Source organism: Yeosuana aromativorans (assembly GCF_014646655.1).
GTDB lineage: Bacteria > Bacteroidota > Bacteroidia > Flavobacteriales > Flavobacteriaceae > Yeosuana > Yeosuana aromativorans.
The window spans coordinates 128,276-142,549 of the sequence record NZ_BMNR01000005.1; the positions used below are offsets into that span (position 1 = coordinate 128,276).

The 14,274-nt window shown below is 35.3% G+C and carries 14 protein-coding genes; 10 read left to right on the top strand and 4 right to left on the bottom strand.

From position 1 onward, the window contains the following. The first annotated feature begins 42 nt into the window (after positions 1-42). Both porQ and cmk read left to right on the top strand, forming a co-directional pair. Positions 43-1,062, top strand: a complete 1,020-nt coding sequence (gene porQ, locus IEW94_RS11890) for a type IX secretion system protein PorQ (RefSeq protein WP_188653298.1) — start codon at positions 43-45, stop codon at positions 1,060-1,062. Positions 1,063-1,179: 117 nt separating this feature from the next. After that, positions 1,180-1,869, top strand: coding sequence for a (d)CMP kinase (cmk, locus tag IEW94_RS11895; protein WP_188653310.1), 690 nt, complete (start codon positions 1,180-1,182; stop codon positions 1,867-1,869). 49 nt (positions 1,870-1,918) lie between these two features. On the opposite strand, the gene IEW94_RS11900 is transcribed toward cmk, so the two are convergent. Continuing rightward, on the bottom strand, positions 1,919-2,299 hold the full coding sequence (locus tag IEW94_RS11900) for a LysM peptidoglycan-binding domain-containing protein (RefSeq protein ID WP_188653312.1): 381 nt from the start codon (positions 2,297-2,299) through the stop codon (positions 1,919-1,921). Between the two features lie 249 nt (positions 2,300-2,548). Here IEW94_RS11900 and rpsA point away from each other — a divergent pair, with 249 nt between their 5' ends. The 5 genes from rpsA to IEW94_RS11925 all read left to right on the top strand — a co-directional run bounded on the left by rpsA (position 2,549) and on the right by IEW94_RS11925 (position 7,284). Then, positions 2,549-4,417 carry a 30S ribosomal protein S1 gene (gene rpsA / locus IEW94_RS11905; protein WP_188653314.1) on the top strand — a complete coding sequence of 623 codons (1,869 nt, stop codon included), beginning with the start codon at positions 2,549-2,551 and terminating at the stop codon, positions 4,415-4,417. A 145-nt stretch (positions 4,418-4,562) separates the two neighbouring features. Continuing rightward, complete coding sequence (pyrR, locus tag IEW94_RS11910; RefSeq protein WP_188653316.1) at positions 4,563-5,102, top strand: bifunctional pyr operon transcriptional regulator/uracil phosphoribosyltransferase PyrR; 540 nt, start codon at positions 4,563-4,565, stop codon at positions 5,100-5,102. 6 nt (positions 5,103-5,108) lie between these two features. After that, positions 5,109-6,038, top strand: coding sequence for an aspartate carbamoyltransferase catalytic subunit (locus tag IEW94_RS11915; RefSeq protein ID WP_188653318.1), 930 nt, complete (start codon positions 5,109-5,111; stop codon positions 6,036-6,038). Positions 6,039-6,041: 3 nt separating this feature from the next. Further along, a complete protein-coding gene (locus tag IEW94_RS11920) occupies positions 6,042-6,374 on the top strand; it encodes a ribonuclease Z (protein WP_188653320.1) in 333 nt (110 codons plus the stop codon). A gap of 1 nt (position 6,375) precedes the next feature. After that, a complete protein-coding gene (locus IEW94_RS11925) occupies positions 6,376-7,284 on the top strand; it encodes a ribonuclease Z (RefSeq protein WP_188653322.1) in 909 nt (302 codons plus the stop codon). Here IEW94_RS11925 and IEW94_RS11930 read toward each other — a convergent pair. Next, positions 7,277-7,690 carry a hypothetical protein gene (locus IEW94_RS11930; RefSeq protein WP_188653324.1) on the bottom strand — a complete coding sequence of 138 codons (414 nt, stop codon included), beginning with the start codon at positions 7,688-7,690 and terminating at the stop codon, positions 7,277-7,279. The genes IEW94_RS11925 and IEW94_RS11930 overlap by 8 nt on opposite strands. 83 nt (positions 7,691-7,773) lie before the next feature. Here IEW94_RS11930 and pdxH point away from each other — a divergent pair, with 83 nt between their 5' ends. Both pdxH and IEW94_RS11940 read left to right on the top strand, forming a co-directional pair. Further along, entirely contained in the window at positions 7,774-8,421 is a 648-nt protein-coding gene (gene pdxH, locus IEW94_RS11935; protein WP_188653326.1) for a pyridoxamine 5'-phosphate oxidase, read from the top strand. A gap of 165 nt (positions 8,422-8,586) precedes the next feature. Next, a complete protein-coding gene (locus IEW94_RS11940) occupies positions 8,587-9,081 on the top strand; it encodes a CAP domain-containing protein (RefSeq protein WP_188653328.1) in 495 nt (164 codons plus the stop codon). Positions 9,082-9,181: 100 nt separating this feature from the next. Here the strand turns inward: IEW94_RS11940 and fumC are convergent, their stop codons facing one another. Further along, the gene (gene fumC / locus IEW94_RS11945; protein WP_188653330.1) at positions 9,182-10,579 is read right to left on the bottom strand and encodes a class II fumarate hydratase; all 1,398 of its coding nucleotides are present in this window, start codon (positions 10,577-10,579) and stop codon (positions 9,182-9,184) included. Between the two features lie 173 nt (positions 10,580-10,752). Between fumC and IEW94_RS11950 the strand changes: the two genes are divergently transcribed. Beyond that, the gene (locus IEW94_RS11950; protein ID WP_188653332.1) at positions 10,753-11,394 is read left to right on the top strand and encodes a peroxiredoxin; all 642 of its coding nucleotides are present in this window, start codon (positions 10,753-10,755) and stop codon (positions 11,392-11,394) included. Between the two features lie 84 nt (positions 11,395-11,478). Here IEW94_RS11950 and IEW94_RS11955 read toward each other — a convergent pair whose 3' ends face one another. After that, positions 11,479-14,094: a M1 family metallopeptidase gene (locus IEW94_RS11955; protein WP_188653334.1), complete on the bottom strand. Its 2,616-nt coding sequence runs from the start codon at positions 14,092-14,094 to the stop codon at positions 11,479-11,481. Positions 14,095-14,274: the final 180 nt, after the last annotated feature.

A 14,274-nucleotide genomic window follows, 5' to 3' on the forward strand; every position in this document is an offset into this window, starting at 1 on the left:
ACTTTCGTTCTAAGATAGATTTACTTACTTTGTACCGTAAATATGCTGAAACAAACCATTACTCTTTTTTGTCTGCTCATTAGTGTTCTGGCCACGGCGCAAGTTGGAGGTGAATCAACCTATCAGTTTTTGAATTTGGTATCATCACCCCGTCAAGCAGCACTTGGCGGAAAGGTCCTGACCAATGTAGATTATGATGTGGCCCAAGGCCTTTATAACCCAGCTACAATAAATGTAGATATGGATAATCAACTAGCCTTAAACTATACCAGCTATTTGGGTGGAATAAGCTACGGTACGGCTTCATATGCTTACACAGTTGATAGGCGTACACAAACTTTTCACGCTGGGGTAACATATATCAATTACGGAACTTTTGATGGTTATGATGAAAACGGTAATTCCACAGGCTCTTTTACCGGAAATGAGGCAGCTTTATCGTTTGGGTATGCGTTACAAATAGGATATAGCGATTTTTATTTTGGTGCTAACGTTAAATTGATAACATCAAAATTAGAACAATATAACTCGTTTGGAGTAGCTACGGACTTAGGATTGCTTTACAAGGATGACTATCTGGATTTCAATGCTGCTTTAGTAGTGAGAAACTTTGGAACCCAAATTACAACCTATGCCGGACAACATGAACCATTACCGTTTGAAGTGGATTTTGGGATGTCTCAACGTTTAGAGAACGTCCCGATACGGTGGCACATAACACTTGAAAACTTACAAGAATGGCCTATAGCTGTTTCCAATCCCGCACGGGTTACCACCGATTTATCTGGTAATCAAACACCTGAAAAAGTCGGTTTTTTGGGAAAAGTAATCAGGCATACTATCTTAGGTGCGGAATTATTTCCAGAAGGCGGATTTAATATTCGTTTAGGGTATAATTTCAGACGGGCAGAGGAACTGCGTATTGTTGACCAACGCAATTTTTCAGGACTTTCAGCGGGTTTTTCAATAAAATTTAATAAAATGCGGTTTAGTTACACGCATGCCAAATATACAAGTGCGGCCAATTCAAACTTTTTTGGTTTGCAAATAGATTTACAATAATTAAAAGTGCCTAAAATATTTAGAAGTTATAAGTGCCTTAAGTTTTTAATTTTATCACACTTTAGTACTTTAGTGCACTTCAAAACTTTAAATACTTCGGATGCTTCAACTTAAATTATGAATAAAATTATAATTGCAATAGACGGATATTCTTCCACAGGAAAAAGTACGGTAGCCAAGCAATTAGCAAAGCATTTGGGCTATGTGTATATTGACTCTGGTGCCATGTACAGGGCTGTAACGTATTTTGCAATGACCAAAGGAATTATTGACGCTAAACATTTTGATGCTGATGAGCTTATTTCTAAACTTGATGATATTAAAATCAGGTTTGTATTTAATTCGGATTTGGGCTTTGCGGAGGTGTATTTAAACAATGTGAATGTTGAAAGGGAAATTAGGAGTATGGAAGTTTCAAACCTGGTCAGTAAAGTCTCTGCCATTCCAGAAGTAAGAAAGCAACTTGTGAAACAACAGCATGCAATGGGTGAAGAGAAAGGCATTGTTATGGATGGACGCGATATTGGCACTGTGGTTTTTCCCAATGCGGAATTAAAGATATTCATGACGGCTTCTGCTGAAACCAGGGCAACAAGACGTTATAATGAGTTAAAGGCCAAAGGTGACAATGTGAGTTTTGAAGCGGTTTTAAAAAACGTCCAAGAGCGTGATTATTTGGATTCTACCAGAGCGGATTCCCCTTTGTATAAAGCAGATGACGCCATAGAAATTGACAACTCCAAGATGACAATGGAAGAGCAGTTGCAGACTGTTTTGGGGTTAGTAAATAAGGTGTTGGACAATTAATAAAAAAGCAATCAAGAAGATTGCCTTTTAATTTTTGTTTTGGGATTGATTATAAATTAGGTATTACGAGTTCCTGACCTGGATAAATTAAATCAGGGTTTTTCAAAATATTTGAATTGGCTTTAAAAATATCATTGTACTTGGAAGCATTTCCGTAATAATGTTTAGCTATTTTACCTAGGGTTTCACCACTTTTTACAGTATGCCTATGATACACACTTGTGTCTTCAACAATAATGTTTGCTTGAATATCAGTTGGATTTTGTCCACCAATTTCCTTGATTTTATCCCACAACAGGTTTTTTTCATATTGCGTTTTTGTTGTGCCTTTGACTTTTAAGACCCCGTTTTCTTCGGTAACGTTACCATCTTTAACATGTAGGGATTCTCCTAAATCCAGTACTGGTTGATACTTTTCTTTTGCTGTCATAATATTTGTTTTTAATACTACTAAGATATTAAATCTCATGCTTTTTTAAGTCACAAAACAATAAATAATGACACTGTGATTTTATTATTATCAAATTAGGCTATTTATCTGAAAATATGTAACTTTGCACTCCTTTTAGCGAATCGTCGGAATGATAAAAGGAATGAAACTGAAAAATTAAATAACACTTCTGTGTGTTATTCGCATCAATCTTCCGAAGCATAACAGAATACAAAATTTAATCAGCACATGGCTGAAAAAGCAAAACAAGCTGAAGTTGAAGCAGTTGAAGTTCCAACTGAAGACACTCCAAAAACTGAGGCTCCAGTAGTATCTGAGGCTCAAGCAAATCCTGAAAAATTCTTAAAAGACTTTAACTGGCACAATTACCAAGAAGGTATTGATGAGGTTGATGACAAACAACTTAAGGAATTTGAAAAACTAGTAGCAGAAAACTTCGTTGACACGTTAGATGATGAAGTTGTTGAAGGAACCGTAATCCACATTACAGATCGTGATGCCATTATTGACATCAATGCAAAATCTGAAGGTGTTATTTCCTTAAACGAATTCCGTTACAACCCAAACTTAAAAGTAGGCGATAAAGTAGAAGTATTGATTGATGTACGTGAAGACGCTACAGGACAATTAGTATTATCTCACAGAAAAGCCCGTGTAATCAAAGCATGGGATCGCGTAAACAAAGCTCACGAAACAGGTGAAATCGTTAATGGTTTTGTAAAATGCAGAACCAAAGGAGGTATGATTGTAGATGTATTTGGTATTGAAGCATTCTTACCAGGTTCTCAAATTGACGTAAAACCAATCAGGGATTACGATCAATACGTGAATAAAACCATGGAATTCAAAGTGGTTAAAATCAACCATGAATTCAAAAACGTAGTGGTTTCCCATAAAGCGCTTATTGAGGCTGATATTGAAGAACAGAAAAAAGAAATCATTGGTCAACTAGAAAAAGGTCAAGTATTGGAAGGTGTTGTTAAAAACATCACATCTTACGGTGTATTTATTGATCTTGGTGGTGTTGACGGATTAATCCATATTACAGACCTTTCTTGGTCTCGAATCAATCATCCAAATGAGATTGTTGAGTTAGACCAAAAACTAAATGTGGTAATCCTTGATTTTGATGAAGATAAATCTAGAATCCAATTAGGATTAAAACAATTAAGCAAACATCCTTGGGAAGCACTTGCTGACACTGTTCAAGTAGGTGACAAAGTAAAAGGTAAAGTTGTTGTTATAGCCGATTACGGTGCATTTATTGAAGTAGCTGATGGTGTTGAAGGGTTAATCCACGTATCAGAAATGTCATGGTCAACTCATTTACGTTCAGCTCAAGATTTTGTATCTGTTGGAGATGAAGTTGAAGCTGTTATCTTAACATTGGATAGAGAAGAGCGCAAAATGTCACTTGGTATCAAACAATTAACTGCTGATCCTTGGACTGACATTACAGGTAAATATCCTGTAGGTTCTAAACACGTTGGTATTGTACGTAACTTTACAAACTTTGGTGTATTTGTTGAATTGGAAGAAGGTATTGACGGATTGATTTACATCTCAGATTTATCTTGGACCAAGAAAATCAAGCACCCAAGTGAGTTCTGTGCAGTAGGCGATAAGTTAGATGTTGTTGTATTGGAGTTGGATGTTGAAGGACGTAAATTAAGTTTAGGTCACAAACAAACTACAGAAAACCCTTGGGATAAATACGAAACAGAATTTGCTTTAGACACCGTTCATAAAGCAGAGATTTCTGAAATCGTTGACAAAGGTGCTACTGTAGAATTTAATGAAGATATCGTAGCGTTTGTACCAACACGTCATTTAGAAAAAGAAGATGGCAAAAAGCTTAAAAAAGGTGAAGAAGCTGAATTTAAAATCATTGAATTCAATAAAGAGTTCAAAAGAGTTGTAGCATCTCACACCGCTATATTTAAAGCTGAAGAAGCTGCTAATGTAAAAGCTGCTGTTAAAAAAGCTGCTGCTACTGCTGCAGAGGCAAAACCAACCCTTGGTGATGCTAATGATCAGTTGCAAGCGCTTAAGGATAAAATGGATGGAAAAACCACTAAATCAAAAACAAAAAAGTAGTTTTTAATCAACCTGTAAATACAGGAAACCATTTATAAAACGAAAGCCTTCAAGAAATTGAAGGCTTTTTTATTTAACTTTTTTAAAAACCATAATTTTTAAAATTTTGCATTACCTTTGTATTCCAAATACGTTTGGATAGTATATGAGTCAAAAAGTTTTACTTAACGCAAAAGAGGTAAACATCATTCTTCATCGATTGGCTTGTCAACTTATTGAAAAACATAATGACTTTTCTAATACGGTATTAATTGGCTTACAGCCCAGAGGGGTGTTTCTGGCCAATAGAATTGCCAAAATTCTTAAAGAAGATTATAAAATTAAGAACATTCAATTAGGGCTTTTGGATATCACGTTTTTTAGGGACGATTTCCGTAGAGGCGATAAACCGTTAGAAGCCAATACAACCAACATTAATTTTATAGTAGAAGACAAAACCGTTGTGTTTATAGATGATGTATTGTATACTGGACGAAGCATAAGAGCAGCATTAACCGCTATACAATCCTTTGGACGACCTAATGAAATTGAATTATTAACGCTTATAGACAGGCGTTTTAGCAGGCATTTGCCCATACAACCTGATTATAGGGGCCGACAAGTAGATGTAATAAACCATGAAAAAGTAAAAGTCAACTGGAAAGAAAATGACGGGGAAGACTCAGTTTACTTAATAAATAAATAATGACCCATGAGCGAATTAAGTGTTAATCACTTATTAGGAATCAAATATCTTAACAAACAGGATATTCAACTTATTTTTGAAACCGCCGATCATTTTAAGGAAGTGATCAACAGGCCTATTAAAAAAGTTCCTTCGCTTAGAGACATTACCATAGCCAATCTGTTTTTTGAAAACTCAACTAGAACCAGATTATCTTTTGAGTTGGCTGAAAAGCGTCTGTCTGCAGATGTCATTAACTTTTCATCTGCTCAATCTTCCGTTAAAAAAGGCGAGACTTTGATTGACACCGTAAATAATATCTTATCCATGAAAGTGGATATGGTGGTGATGCGGCACCCAAATCCGGGCGCTGGTGTATTCTTGTCAAAACACGTCAAGGCCAGTATTGTCAATGCCGGTGATGGCGCCCATGAACACCCTACACAAGCCTTATTGGATTCGTATTCCATACGGGAGAAATACGGAGAAGTAAAAGGGAAAAAAATAGTTATTGTGGGTGACATTTTGCACAGTCGTGTTGCTTTGTCAAATATTTTTGCCCTGCAACTTCAAGGCGCTCAGGTTATGGTTTGTGGTCCTAAAACGTTAATACCTAAATACATTGATAAATTGGGTGTAAAAGTAGAGACCAATTTAAGAACCGCTTTAAATTGGTGCGATGTTGCCAATATGCTTCGGGTGCAAAATGAGCGCATGGATATCAGTTATTTCCCATCAACTAGAGAGTACACGCAACAATTTGGGGTTAATAAAGAGTTATTGGACTCCTTGGATAAAGAGATTACCATTATGCACCCAGGCCCCATAAATAGGGGTGTGGAAATCACCAGCGATGTAGCGGATTCTAAGCAATCCATCATTTTGGAACAAGTTCAAAATGGTGTGGCCATAAGAATGGCGGTCATTTATTTGTTGGCATCAAAAATTAAACAATAAACTATGATTTTAGATCAAGACGGAAATATTTCCATTATTACGCAAGAGAAAGCAACCATAGTAGAATTGGTTAAAAAAATACAAGACATTTACTCAAAACTAAAAAACAATAATATCATTGTAAACCTGACCAGTTTAAAGAAACTAAGTTTGCAGGATATCATTGAGTTTCTTGAATTATCAAATACGCACCGAGGTTCAAAACAGTCATTTGTCATTGTCTCGGATGGTATTGATATTGATGAAACCCCAGATGAAATCATTGTGGTTCCTACCATGCAAGAAGCGTATGATATCATTGAAATGGAAGAGATGGAAAGGGACTTAGGATTTTAATATGAAACTTACAATTTTAGGCTGTTACAGTGCTACACCAAGAGTTTTAACAAACCCGACCTCACAAGTTTTGGAAATTAAAAACCATATGTTTTTAATTGATTGTGGTGAAGGGACCCAGGTTCAGCTAAGAAAGCATAAAATCAAGTTTAATAGAATCAAACACATTTTCATTTCCCATTTACATGGAGACCATTTTTTTGGTTTGGCCGGATTGATTTCAACATTCAGATTGTTAACACGAGAAACCGACTTGAATATTTATGGACCAAAAGGTATCAAGGAAGTCATTACACTGCAAATGAAACTGGCCGATTCATGGACTAATTACAAGCTTATTTTTCATGAACTTGAATCAGATACATCAGAATTAATTTTTGAAGACGATGATGTTGAAGTCCATACCATTCCCTTAAAGCATCGTGTTTATACCAATGGATTTTTGTTCAAGGAAAAAGAAGGCGAACGTAAATTAAATATTAACGCGGTTAAAGCAAATAACATTAACATAGCCTATTATAGAAAGTTAAAACAAGGCTTTGATGTTGAAAATGAAAACGGTGAGCTAATAAAGAACAGTTTAGTTACCTCAGCTCCTGAAAAACCCAAAAGCTATGCATTTTGCAGTGATACAGCCTATAAAGAAGATATTGTCCCCATTATAAAAGATGTTGATGTGTTATACCATGAATCCACATTTTTGGAAAAGCATGAAAAATTAGCAGACCCAACCAAGCACAGTACGGCAAAACAAGCGGCCAGTATTGCCAAGCAAGCCAATGCAGGCACACTTATTCTAGGCCACTATTCTACACGGTATGACAATTTGAATGATTTTAAAACTGAAGCTAAAACTATTTTCAAACAGGTTAGATTAGCTAAAGACGGTAAGGTTTTTAATTTCAATTAAATTCTTTTAAGCTCTTCATCCAAAGGATTGCCTCATCTAAATTAAAGCATCTTTTTATACTTTTTTTGGAAAATAACTTTTCAAGTGAAGCACTCTTATAGGTAAAATCATTATAATAAACGATAGCACTGGCAACAATTACCCCATATTTTTTATCGACTTTATTCCATGAGTAAGGATCAGATGAATACGAATGTATTCTGTTTGAAATATAGCCCAGTTTACTGTTAGGTCCATAAAACTCAATGATTTTTGACATCATATAATCAACTTTCTCCCAATCAAAGTGTTCGCCTTCATGTAATTCTGCAATAAAAAAATTGTCACAGAAATAAAAATTACCATAAGGCATTTCAATTTTATGTGTTTCTTGACTATTATAATATTTAGAATCTTCAAATCTCATTCATAAGTTTTTGGGCATTGACAAAGATAAACTTTGCCAAGGATAATCAGGATTAAAAATTATATTTTTGTTATTTTGTACTAATGGAAAAAGATTTAAGCAACTATAGAAAATCATACGAGAAACAAGAGCTTCTTGAGAGTAATATTAGTGATAACCCAATGGAATTATTCCAAAAATGGTTTCATGAAGTTGATGCAAATTTTGATGTTGAGGAAACCAATGCCATGACACTATCCACTTTTGGCTTGGATGGTTACCCAAAGGGTAGAGTAGTGCTGCTGAAACGTTATACCTATGAAGGCTTTATATTTTTTACTAATTACAACAGTGAAAAAGGAAAGGCTATTGCCAAAAACCCAAATGTTTGTTTATCCTTTTTTTGGAACAGTGCTGAACGTCAAATCATTATTAAAGGAAAAGCCGAGAAAATAGCTGAGAATTTAAGCGATGGTTATTTTGAATCACGGCCAAGAGGCAGCCAATTAGGTGCTTTGGTTTCAAATCAAAGTCATGTTGTTGAGAGCAGAGATGTTCTTGAGTCAGAACTATTGCGCTTGGAAGATGAATTTGAGGGAAAGGAAATTCCAAGACCTGACTATTGGGGCGGTTATATAGTAAAACCTGTTGAAATGGAATTTTGGCAAGGAAGGCCTAACCGTTTGCACGATAGAATTAGGTTTCAACTTCAAGACGATTATAGTTGGAAAATAAATCGATTATCTCCTTAATAAATCGATTAAATGCTTAAAAATCAATTTTAAAATTGTATTTCATCGATAAAAAACATAAAAACCAGATTATCTACATGTTTTTTATCGATTTTAACATTTCTTTAACATTCGCTATGAGTTTAGAGGTATAAATTTATTGTACCAAATCTAAATTACTTAGCCATGAAATTATTAACTAGATTGCCTTTATTGGCAATGTTGGCCATTTTTACCTTCTCCTGTTCAACTGACAGCTTAGATGATAATGCAAATGCCTACAACCAAAAATTGGTTGTTCCCAAAGCAAAACCTATTGAAACACAAATTCTGGAATTAATCAATAACCACCGACTGAGTTTGGGATTAAACCCCTTAGGGCATATGGATATAATTAAATCACAGGCCTATTCACATACCGAATATATGGTTGTAAACAATGAGGTTAACCATGATAATTTTTTTGAACGAAGTAATTATTTAAAAGCCAATGCTGGAGCCAAATTCGTGTCAGAAAATGTGGCCTATGGATATACACAAGCGGAATCGGTTGTAAATGCTTGGTTAAAAAGTGATTCTCACAGAGAAAATATAGAAGGAGATTTTACAAATTTTGATGTGTCAGCTGAACAAAATGCAGAAGGAGACTGGTACTACACCAATATATTTATAAAAAAATAAAGATTGTTTTTAGTTAGTGTAATAAATAATCATTCATGTTGATTATTCCCCAAAAAAAACACTTCCAAACCGGAAGTGTTTTTTTGTGTTTTAAGGTTTCTTATTTTAAGCTACCGACCATATCTTCGGGTTTTACCCATTCATCATATTCTTCCGCAGTAACATAGCCTAAATTAATGGCTTCTTCTTTTAAGGTAGTTCCGTTTTTATGGGCTGTATTGGCTATCTCAGCAGCTTTATAGTATCCAATTTTTGTGTTTAAGGCAGTGACCAGCATCAATGAGTTATTTAATAACTTGTTTATTACTTCTTGATTAGGTTCAATACCAACAGCACAATGTTCTTCAAAACTTTTACAAGCGTCTCCAAGTAATTGAGCAGATTGTAAAATGTTTGCAGCCATAACCGGTTTAAAAACATTAAGCTCGTAATGTCCTTGCAAACCCCCAACAGAAACCGCAACGTCATTACCAATAACTTGCGCACAAACCATGGTTAAGGCTTCACATTGCGTAGGATTGACTTTTCCTGGCATAATGGAACTTCCTGGCTCATTAGCTGGAATGGTAATTTCTCCAATACCACTTCGTGGACCAGATGCCATCATTCTGATATCATTCGCAATTTTATTTAAAGACACGGCTAATTGTTTTAAGGCACCATGGGTTTCCACTAGGGCATCATGAGCTGCTAGGGCTTCAAATTTATTGGGAGCTGATATAAACGGCAATTCAGTAAATTTAGCAATATATTCTGCAACACGCTTGCTGTATCCTTTTGGAGTATTTAAACCCGTTCCTACAGCTGTACCGCCAAGCGCCAATTCACTTAAATGTGGCAGTGTGTTTTCTAAGGCTTTTAAACCATGATCCAGTTGCGCAACATAACCGGAAAGTTCTTGGCCTAAGGTTAAAGGAGTAGCGTCCATAAGGTGGGTTCTACCAATTTTCACTACATTTTTAAAAGCTTCGGATTTTTTCTTTAAAGTATCACGCAATTGTCTAACACCAGGAATGGTTGTTTCAACTACTTTTTTATAAACTGCGATGTGCATGCCTGTTGGAAACGTATCGTTGGATGACTGCGATTTATTAACATCATCATTTGGTTGAATCACCTTATCACCTTCACCAACTGTTTTTCCTGCCAGTTGTTGAGCCCTATTGGCGATAACCTCATTAACATTCATGTTACTTTGTGTTCCAGAACCTGTTTGCCAAATGACCAATGGAAATTGGTCATCGTGTTTTCCTGCTAAAATCTCGTCACATACCTGTGCGATTAAATCCCGCTTTTCAATAGGCAAAACACCCAATTCACAATTTGTAAAAGCAGCGGCCTTTTTAAGATAGGCAAAGCCGTAAATAATTTCTAAAGGCATGGAAGCTGATGGGCCAATTTTAAAATTATTTCTGGAGCGTTCTGTTTGTGCTCCCCAAAGTTTATCGGCAGGTACTTTTACCTCGCCCATAGTATCTTTTTCTATTCTAAAATTCATCTTTACAAAGATTTAATTTAAGTTACAAAGTTAATTGTTTTGTAGCTTTTATTAGTAAAATAATGATTAGATTTATTAGTTTTTTTAACAGATATATAACATTTAAAATTTTATTATCCCTATTAAACATATTAATTTAGTAGGAATTTAATTCAACTTAAAAAAATAAAAATATGGCAACAATTAGATTAGGAGATGAAGCCCCAAACTTTACAGCAAATTCAACAGAAGGAACTATTAATTTTCATGAATGGTTAGGCGATAGTTGGGGGATTTTATTTTCGCACCCTGCAGATTATACACCTGTTTGTACTACAGAATTAGGTACCGTAGCAAAGTATAAAGATGCGTTTGATAAGCGAAACGTAAAAGTAGTGGCATTGAGTGTTGACGGTTTGGATTCCCATAACGATTGGATCAAGGATATCAATGAAACCCAACATACCACCGTAAATTTTCCAATTATTGCAGATGAGGACCGAAAAGTGTCTGAGCTGTATGATATGATACATCCTAATGCCAATGATAAATTAACAGTAAGATCTGTTTTTGTGATTGGTGCAGACAAGAAAGTAAAACTTATCATTACCTATCCAGCTTCCACTGGAAGAAATTTTGATGAGCTGCTTCGTGTTATTGACTCATTACAACTAACTGCTTATCATAAGGTGGCTACACCAGCAAACTGGAACAATGGTGAAGATGTTGTTATTTCACCATCTATTTCCAATGAAGAAATACCAGCTCTGTTTCCAAAAGGACACAAGGAAATTAAGCCTTATTTAAGAATGACACCCCAACCAAACTTGAATTAGGAAACACAATATCTATATACATAGTTTAAAAAAAAGGGTGTTATTTTAACACCCTTTTTTTAATAAGATACTTATTATAAATTATTATTCAAACTCACTATCATCAATACCACCATTTACTTTTGCTTCTTTCATATTTAATTCCATTTCTTGACCAAAAATATCACTCATCTGTTTAAAAGGAAGCAAAATGCCATTCACATCTTGATAGCTCGAATAAGATGTTACTGAAGTGTTTCCATCTTTAGAGACTTCTTGTTTGATCCTCAATCCAGAATCAACATTAAAGTAGTCTTTAATATATTCGCCATCAGGTGTATTAATTTGAACCACATTTAATTTTTCACCATTTATATTTTGTACTCCCAAAAGTTTGATTTTATAATCACTGCTTACATATTGCAGTTCAGGGAATATAGTCGTACTTTTTTTAATGGCTTCTTTTTGTTCCTCACTTAATTCTTGATTTTGGCCTCTGCTCATTACCGATACATTATCACCATTCATAACATATTTTAAAACGGTTTGGTTGAAAGATGGAACATCAAGAGCCATCATATATTTATCGGGGCTTTTTTTCTTTGTGGTTATGGTTATGGCTGTTCCTCTTATGTTGGCCGACATAATTTCTGAAATATCTTTAACATTCTCAAGCTTTTTACGTCCTCCAATTGCTTCAATATAATGATTGATCACCGTTTTGGCTGTAACACCTTCTGGAGCATCCATAAGCGGAACCATTACATTATTAAGCGGATTAATATCAGGAACTTCGTGATTTGGGTCTATTTCTACCGAAACAATGTTTGAAGTAGATGGATAGTTATAGACATATTCTTGGCCAGTCATCCAAATCTCTACCGGAAGATTCACGGTTTCCGTTTTACCGTTTTCTTGAATAATCTTAAGAGTAGTGGGCATAACCATTCTCTTTTTATTGGATAGTGTGATTAAAGCACCTTTTGCGGGATCATTGTCGACATATTTTATGTCTTCTACAGCTTGGTCTAACTTCCAATTGTTCATAAACCAGCCTTTCCAGAACCATCCTAAATCTTCCCCTGCTGCCGAGTTCATGGTGTTAAAGAAGTCCCAAGGAGTAGGGTGTTTGAAAGCCCATCGTTTTATATAAGTTTTAAAAGCATAATCAAAACGATCTTTACCTAAAACGGTATTTCTTAAAACTTTAAGTGCAGTACCAGGCTTATAATAAGCCTCAACGCCTAAATTTTGTTGATTATGTATGACATCAGGTACAGTAAATACAGGATCTAATTGGTCATTAAAAAGTCTTCCTGCAATGCTTTGTAAATCTTCTTCATGATCGTATTCACCGTTATTAAACTCTTTGGTGTCTACATCGTTTATAAAAGTATTGAAACCTTCATCCATCCATGCGTATTTACGTTCATTTGAACCGACAATCATTGGAAACCAGTTGTGGCCAAATTCATGGTTAATGACGCCCCAAAGTTCTCCTTTTTTACTTTGATAATCACAAAATACAATGCCAGGATATTCCATGCCGCCTTCATGTGCACCAACATTGGTTGCAACAGGATAGGTGTAAGGAAACCATTCCTTGGAATATAATTCAATAGAGTTTTTAACATATTCAGTTGATCTTCCGTAACCGTCTTGACCTGAATTTTCAACAGGATAAACTGATTGGGCTAATGCTGTTTTGCCTTCAGGAAGATTTATGCGTGCTGCATCCCAAATAAAGGCTTTAGAAGCCGCCCAAGCAACATCACGGCTTTGGTTTATTGTAAAGTGCCAAGTAAGCATGCCTTTTGAGTCAGCCTTCAAGTGCTTATCAGCTTTCACATCATCCAGTGATCTAACGGTTATTGTTTTGTCACTGTTTTTGGCTTTTTCAAGTTGGTTGCGCTCATAATCTGTTAAAACATCTTTAGGGTTTTGTAGCTCACCAGAACCAACTACCACCATATTGGCAGGCGCGGTAATCTCATAATCAAAATTTCCATATTCCAAATAAAATTCACCTGTGCCTAAATATGGTAAGGTATTCCAGCCATCAACTTCATCTAAAACTTCCATTCTAGGATACCATTGCGCCAAGGTGTAAACCCAGCCATTTTCAGTTTTTACGCGTCCCATCCTGTCTTTGCCATGCTCTGGTATTTTAAAGGAATAATCAATTGTAATTTCCATATCCTGTCCTTTAGGCTCCAAAGCTTCTGGAAGACGAATTTGCATACGGGTATCTGAAACCAAATAGTTTGCAGCTTGTGTATTTTTACCCATTTTAATGGCAACCTTTTTAAGGTCATAGCCATTTGTAAAGGTATGTACACCATTTCTATCACCAGCAGGATATAGTTGCGAGCCACGAGAATCTTTTCTAAATGTGTTTTGGTCTAATTGCAACCATAAAAAATGAAGCTTATAAGGACTATTGTTTATGTAAGTAATCGTTACTTGTCCTTCAACAGTATGGTTAATAGTATCTAGGGTTGCTTTAATATTATAATTGGCCTGATTTTGCCAGTATTCTGGACCAGGATTACCGGTTGCGCTATGATAAGCATTGGCCTGCCCAGTCATAAATAACGGACTAAACACTTCATATTTATCAAAGGTAGATTCTGTGTTGCCCGGTTGTTCTTGTGCATGTAAGATGTTGGTAAGTCCGCCTAAAGCGAAAATGAATACGGAATATTTAATTAAAAATCTCATAAATAAACTATTTGTTTTTAGCCTTAAAAGTATTAAAAAACAGATGTTTTAAGTGATTAACCTTTCAATTTTGTGAAAAATTTCACATATTATTGTAATGAAAAATCCAAACCTAAAACCTTGTTGATAAATCTTGGGTTTAGTATTGTATAAATACAAGCTTTGCATTATATTTGCTTC

Coding starts and splice junctions, on each gene's coding strand:
- porQ (WP_188653298.1), top strand. CDS start 43: ATGCTGAAACAAACCATTACTCTTTTTTGTCTGCTCATTAGTGTTCTG.
- cmk (WP_188653310.1), top strand. CDS start 1,180: ATGAATAAAATTATAATTGCAATAGACGGATATTCTTCCACAGGAAAA.
- IEW94_RS11900 (WP_188653312.1), bottom strand. CDS start 2,299: ATGACAGCAAAAGAAAAGTATCAACCAGTACTGGATTTAGGAGAATCC.
- rpsA (WP_188653314.1), top strand. CDS start 2,549: ATGGCTGAAAAAGCAAAACAAGCTGAAGTTGAAGCAGTTGAAGTTCCA.
- pyrR (WP_188653316.1), top strand. CDS start 4,563: ATGAGTCAAAAAGTTTTACTTAACGCAAAAGAGGTAAACATCATTCTT.
- IEW94_RS11915 (WP_188653318.1), top strand. CDS start 5,109: ATGAGCGAATTAAGTGTTAATCACTTATTAGGAATCAAATATCTTAAC.
- IEW94_RS11920 (WP_188653320.1), top strand. CDS start 6,042: ATGATTTTAGATCAAGACGGAAATATTTCCATTATTACGCAAGAGAAA.
- IEW94_RS11925 (WP_188653322.1), top strand. CDS start 6,376: ATGAAACTTACAATTTTAGGCTGTTACAGTGCTACACCAAGAGTTTTA.
- IEW94_RS11930 (WP_188653324.1), bottom strand. CDS start 7,690: ATGAGATTTGAAGATTCTAAATATTATAATAGTCAAGAAACACATAAA.
- pdxH (WP_188653326.1), top strand. CDS start 7,774: ATGGAAAAAGATTTAAGCAACTATAGAAAATCATACGAGAAACAAGAG.
- IEW94_RS11940 (WP_188653328.1), top strand. CDS start 8,587: ATGAAATTATTAACTAGATTGCCTTTATTGGCAATGTTGGCCATTTTT.
- fumC (WP_188653330.1), bottom strand. CDS start 10,579: ATGAATTTTAGAATAGAAAAAGATACTATGGGCGAGGTAAAAGTACCT.
- IEW94_RS11950 (WP_188653332.1), top strand. CDS start 10,753: ATGGCAACAATTAGATTAGGAGATGAAGCCCCAAACTTTACAGCAAAT.
- IEW94_RS11955 (WP_188653334.1), bottom strand. CDS start 14,094: ATGAGATTTTTAATTAAATATTCCGTATTCATTTTCGCTTTAGGCGGA.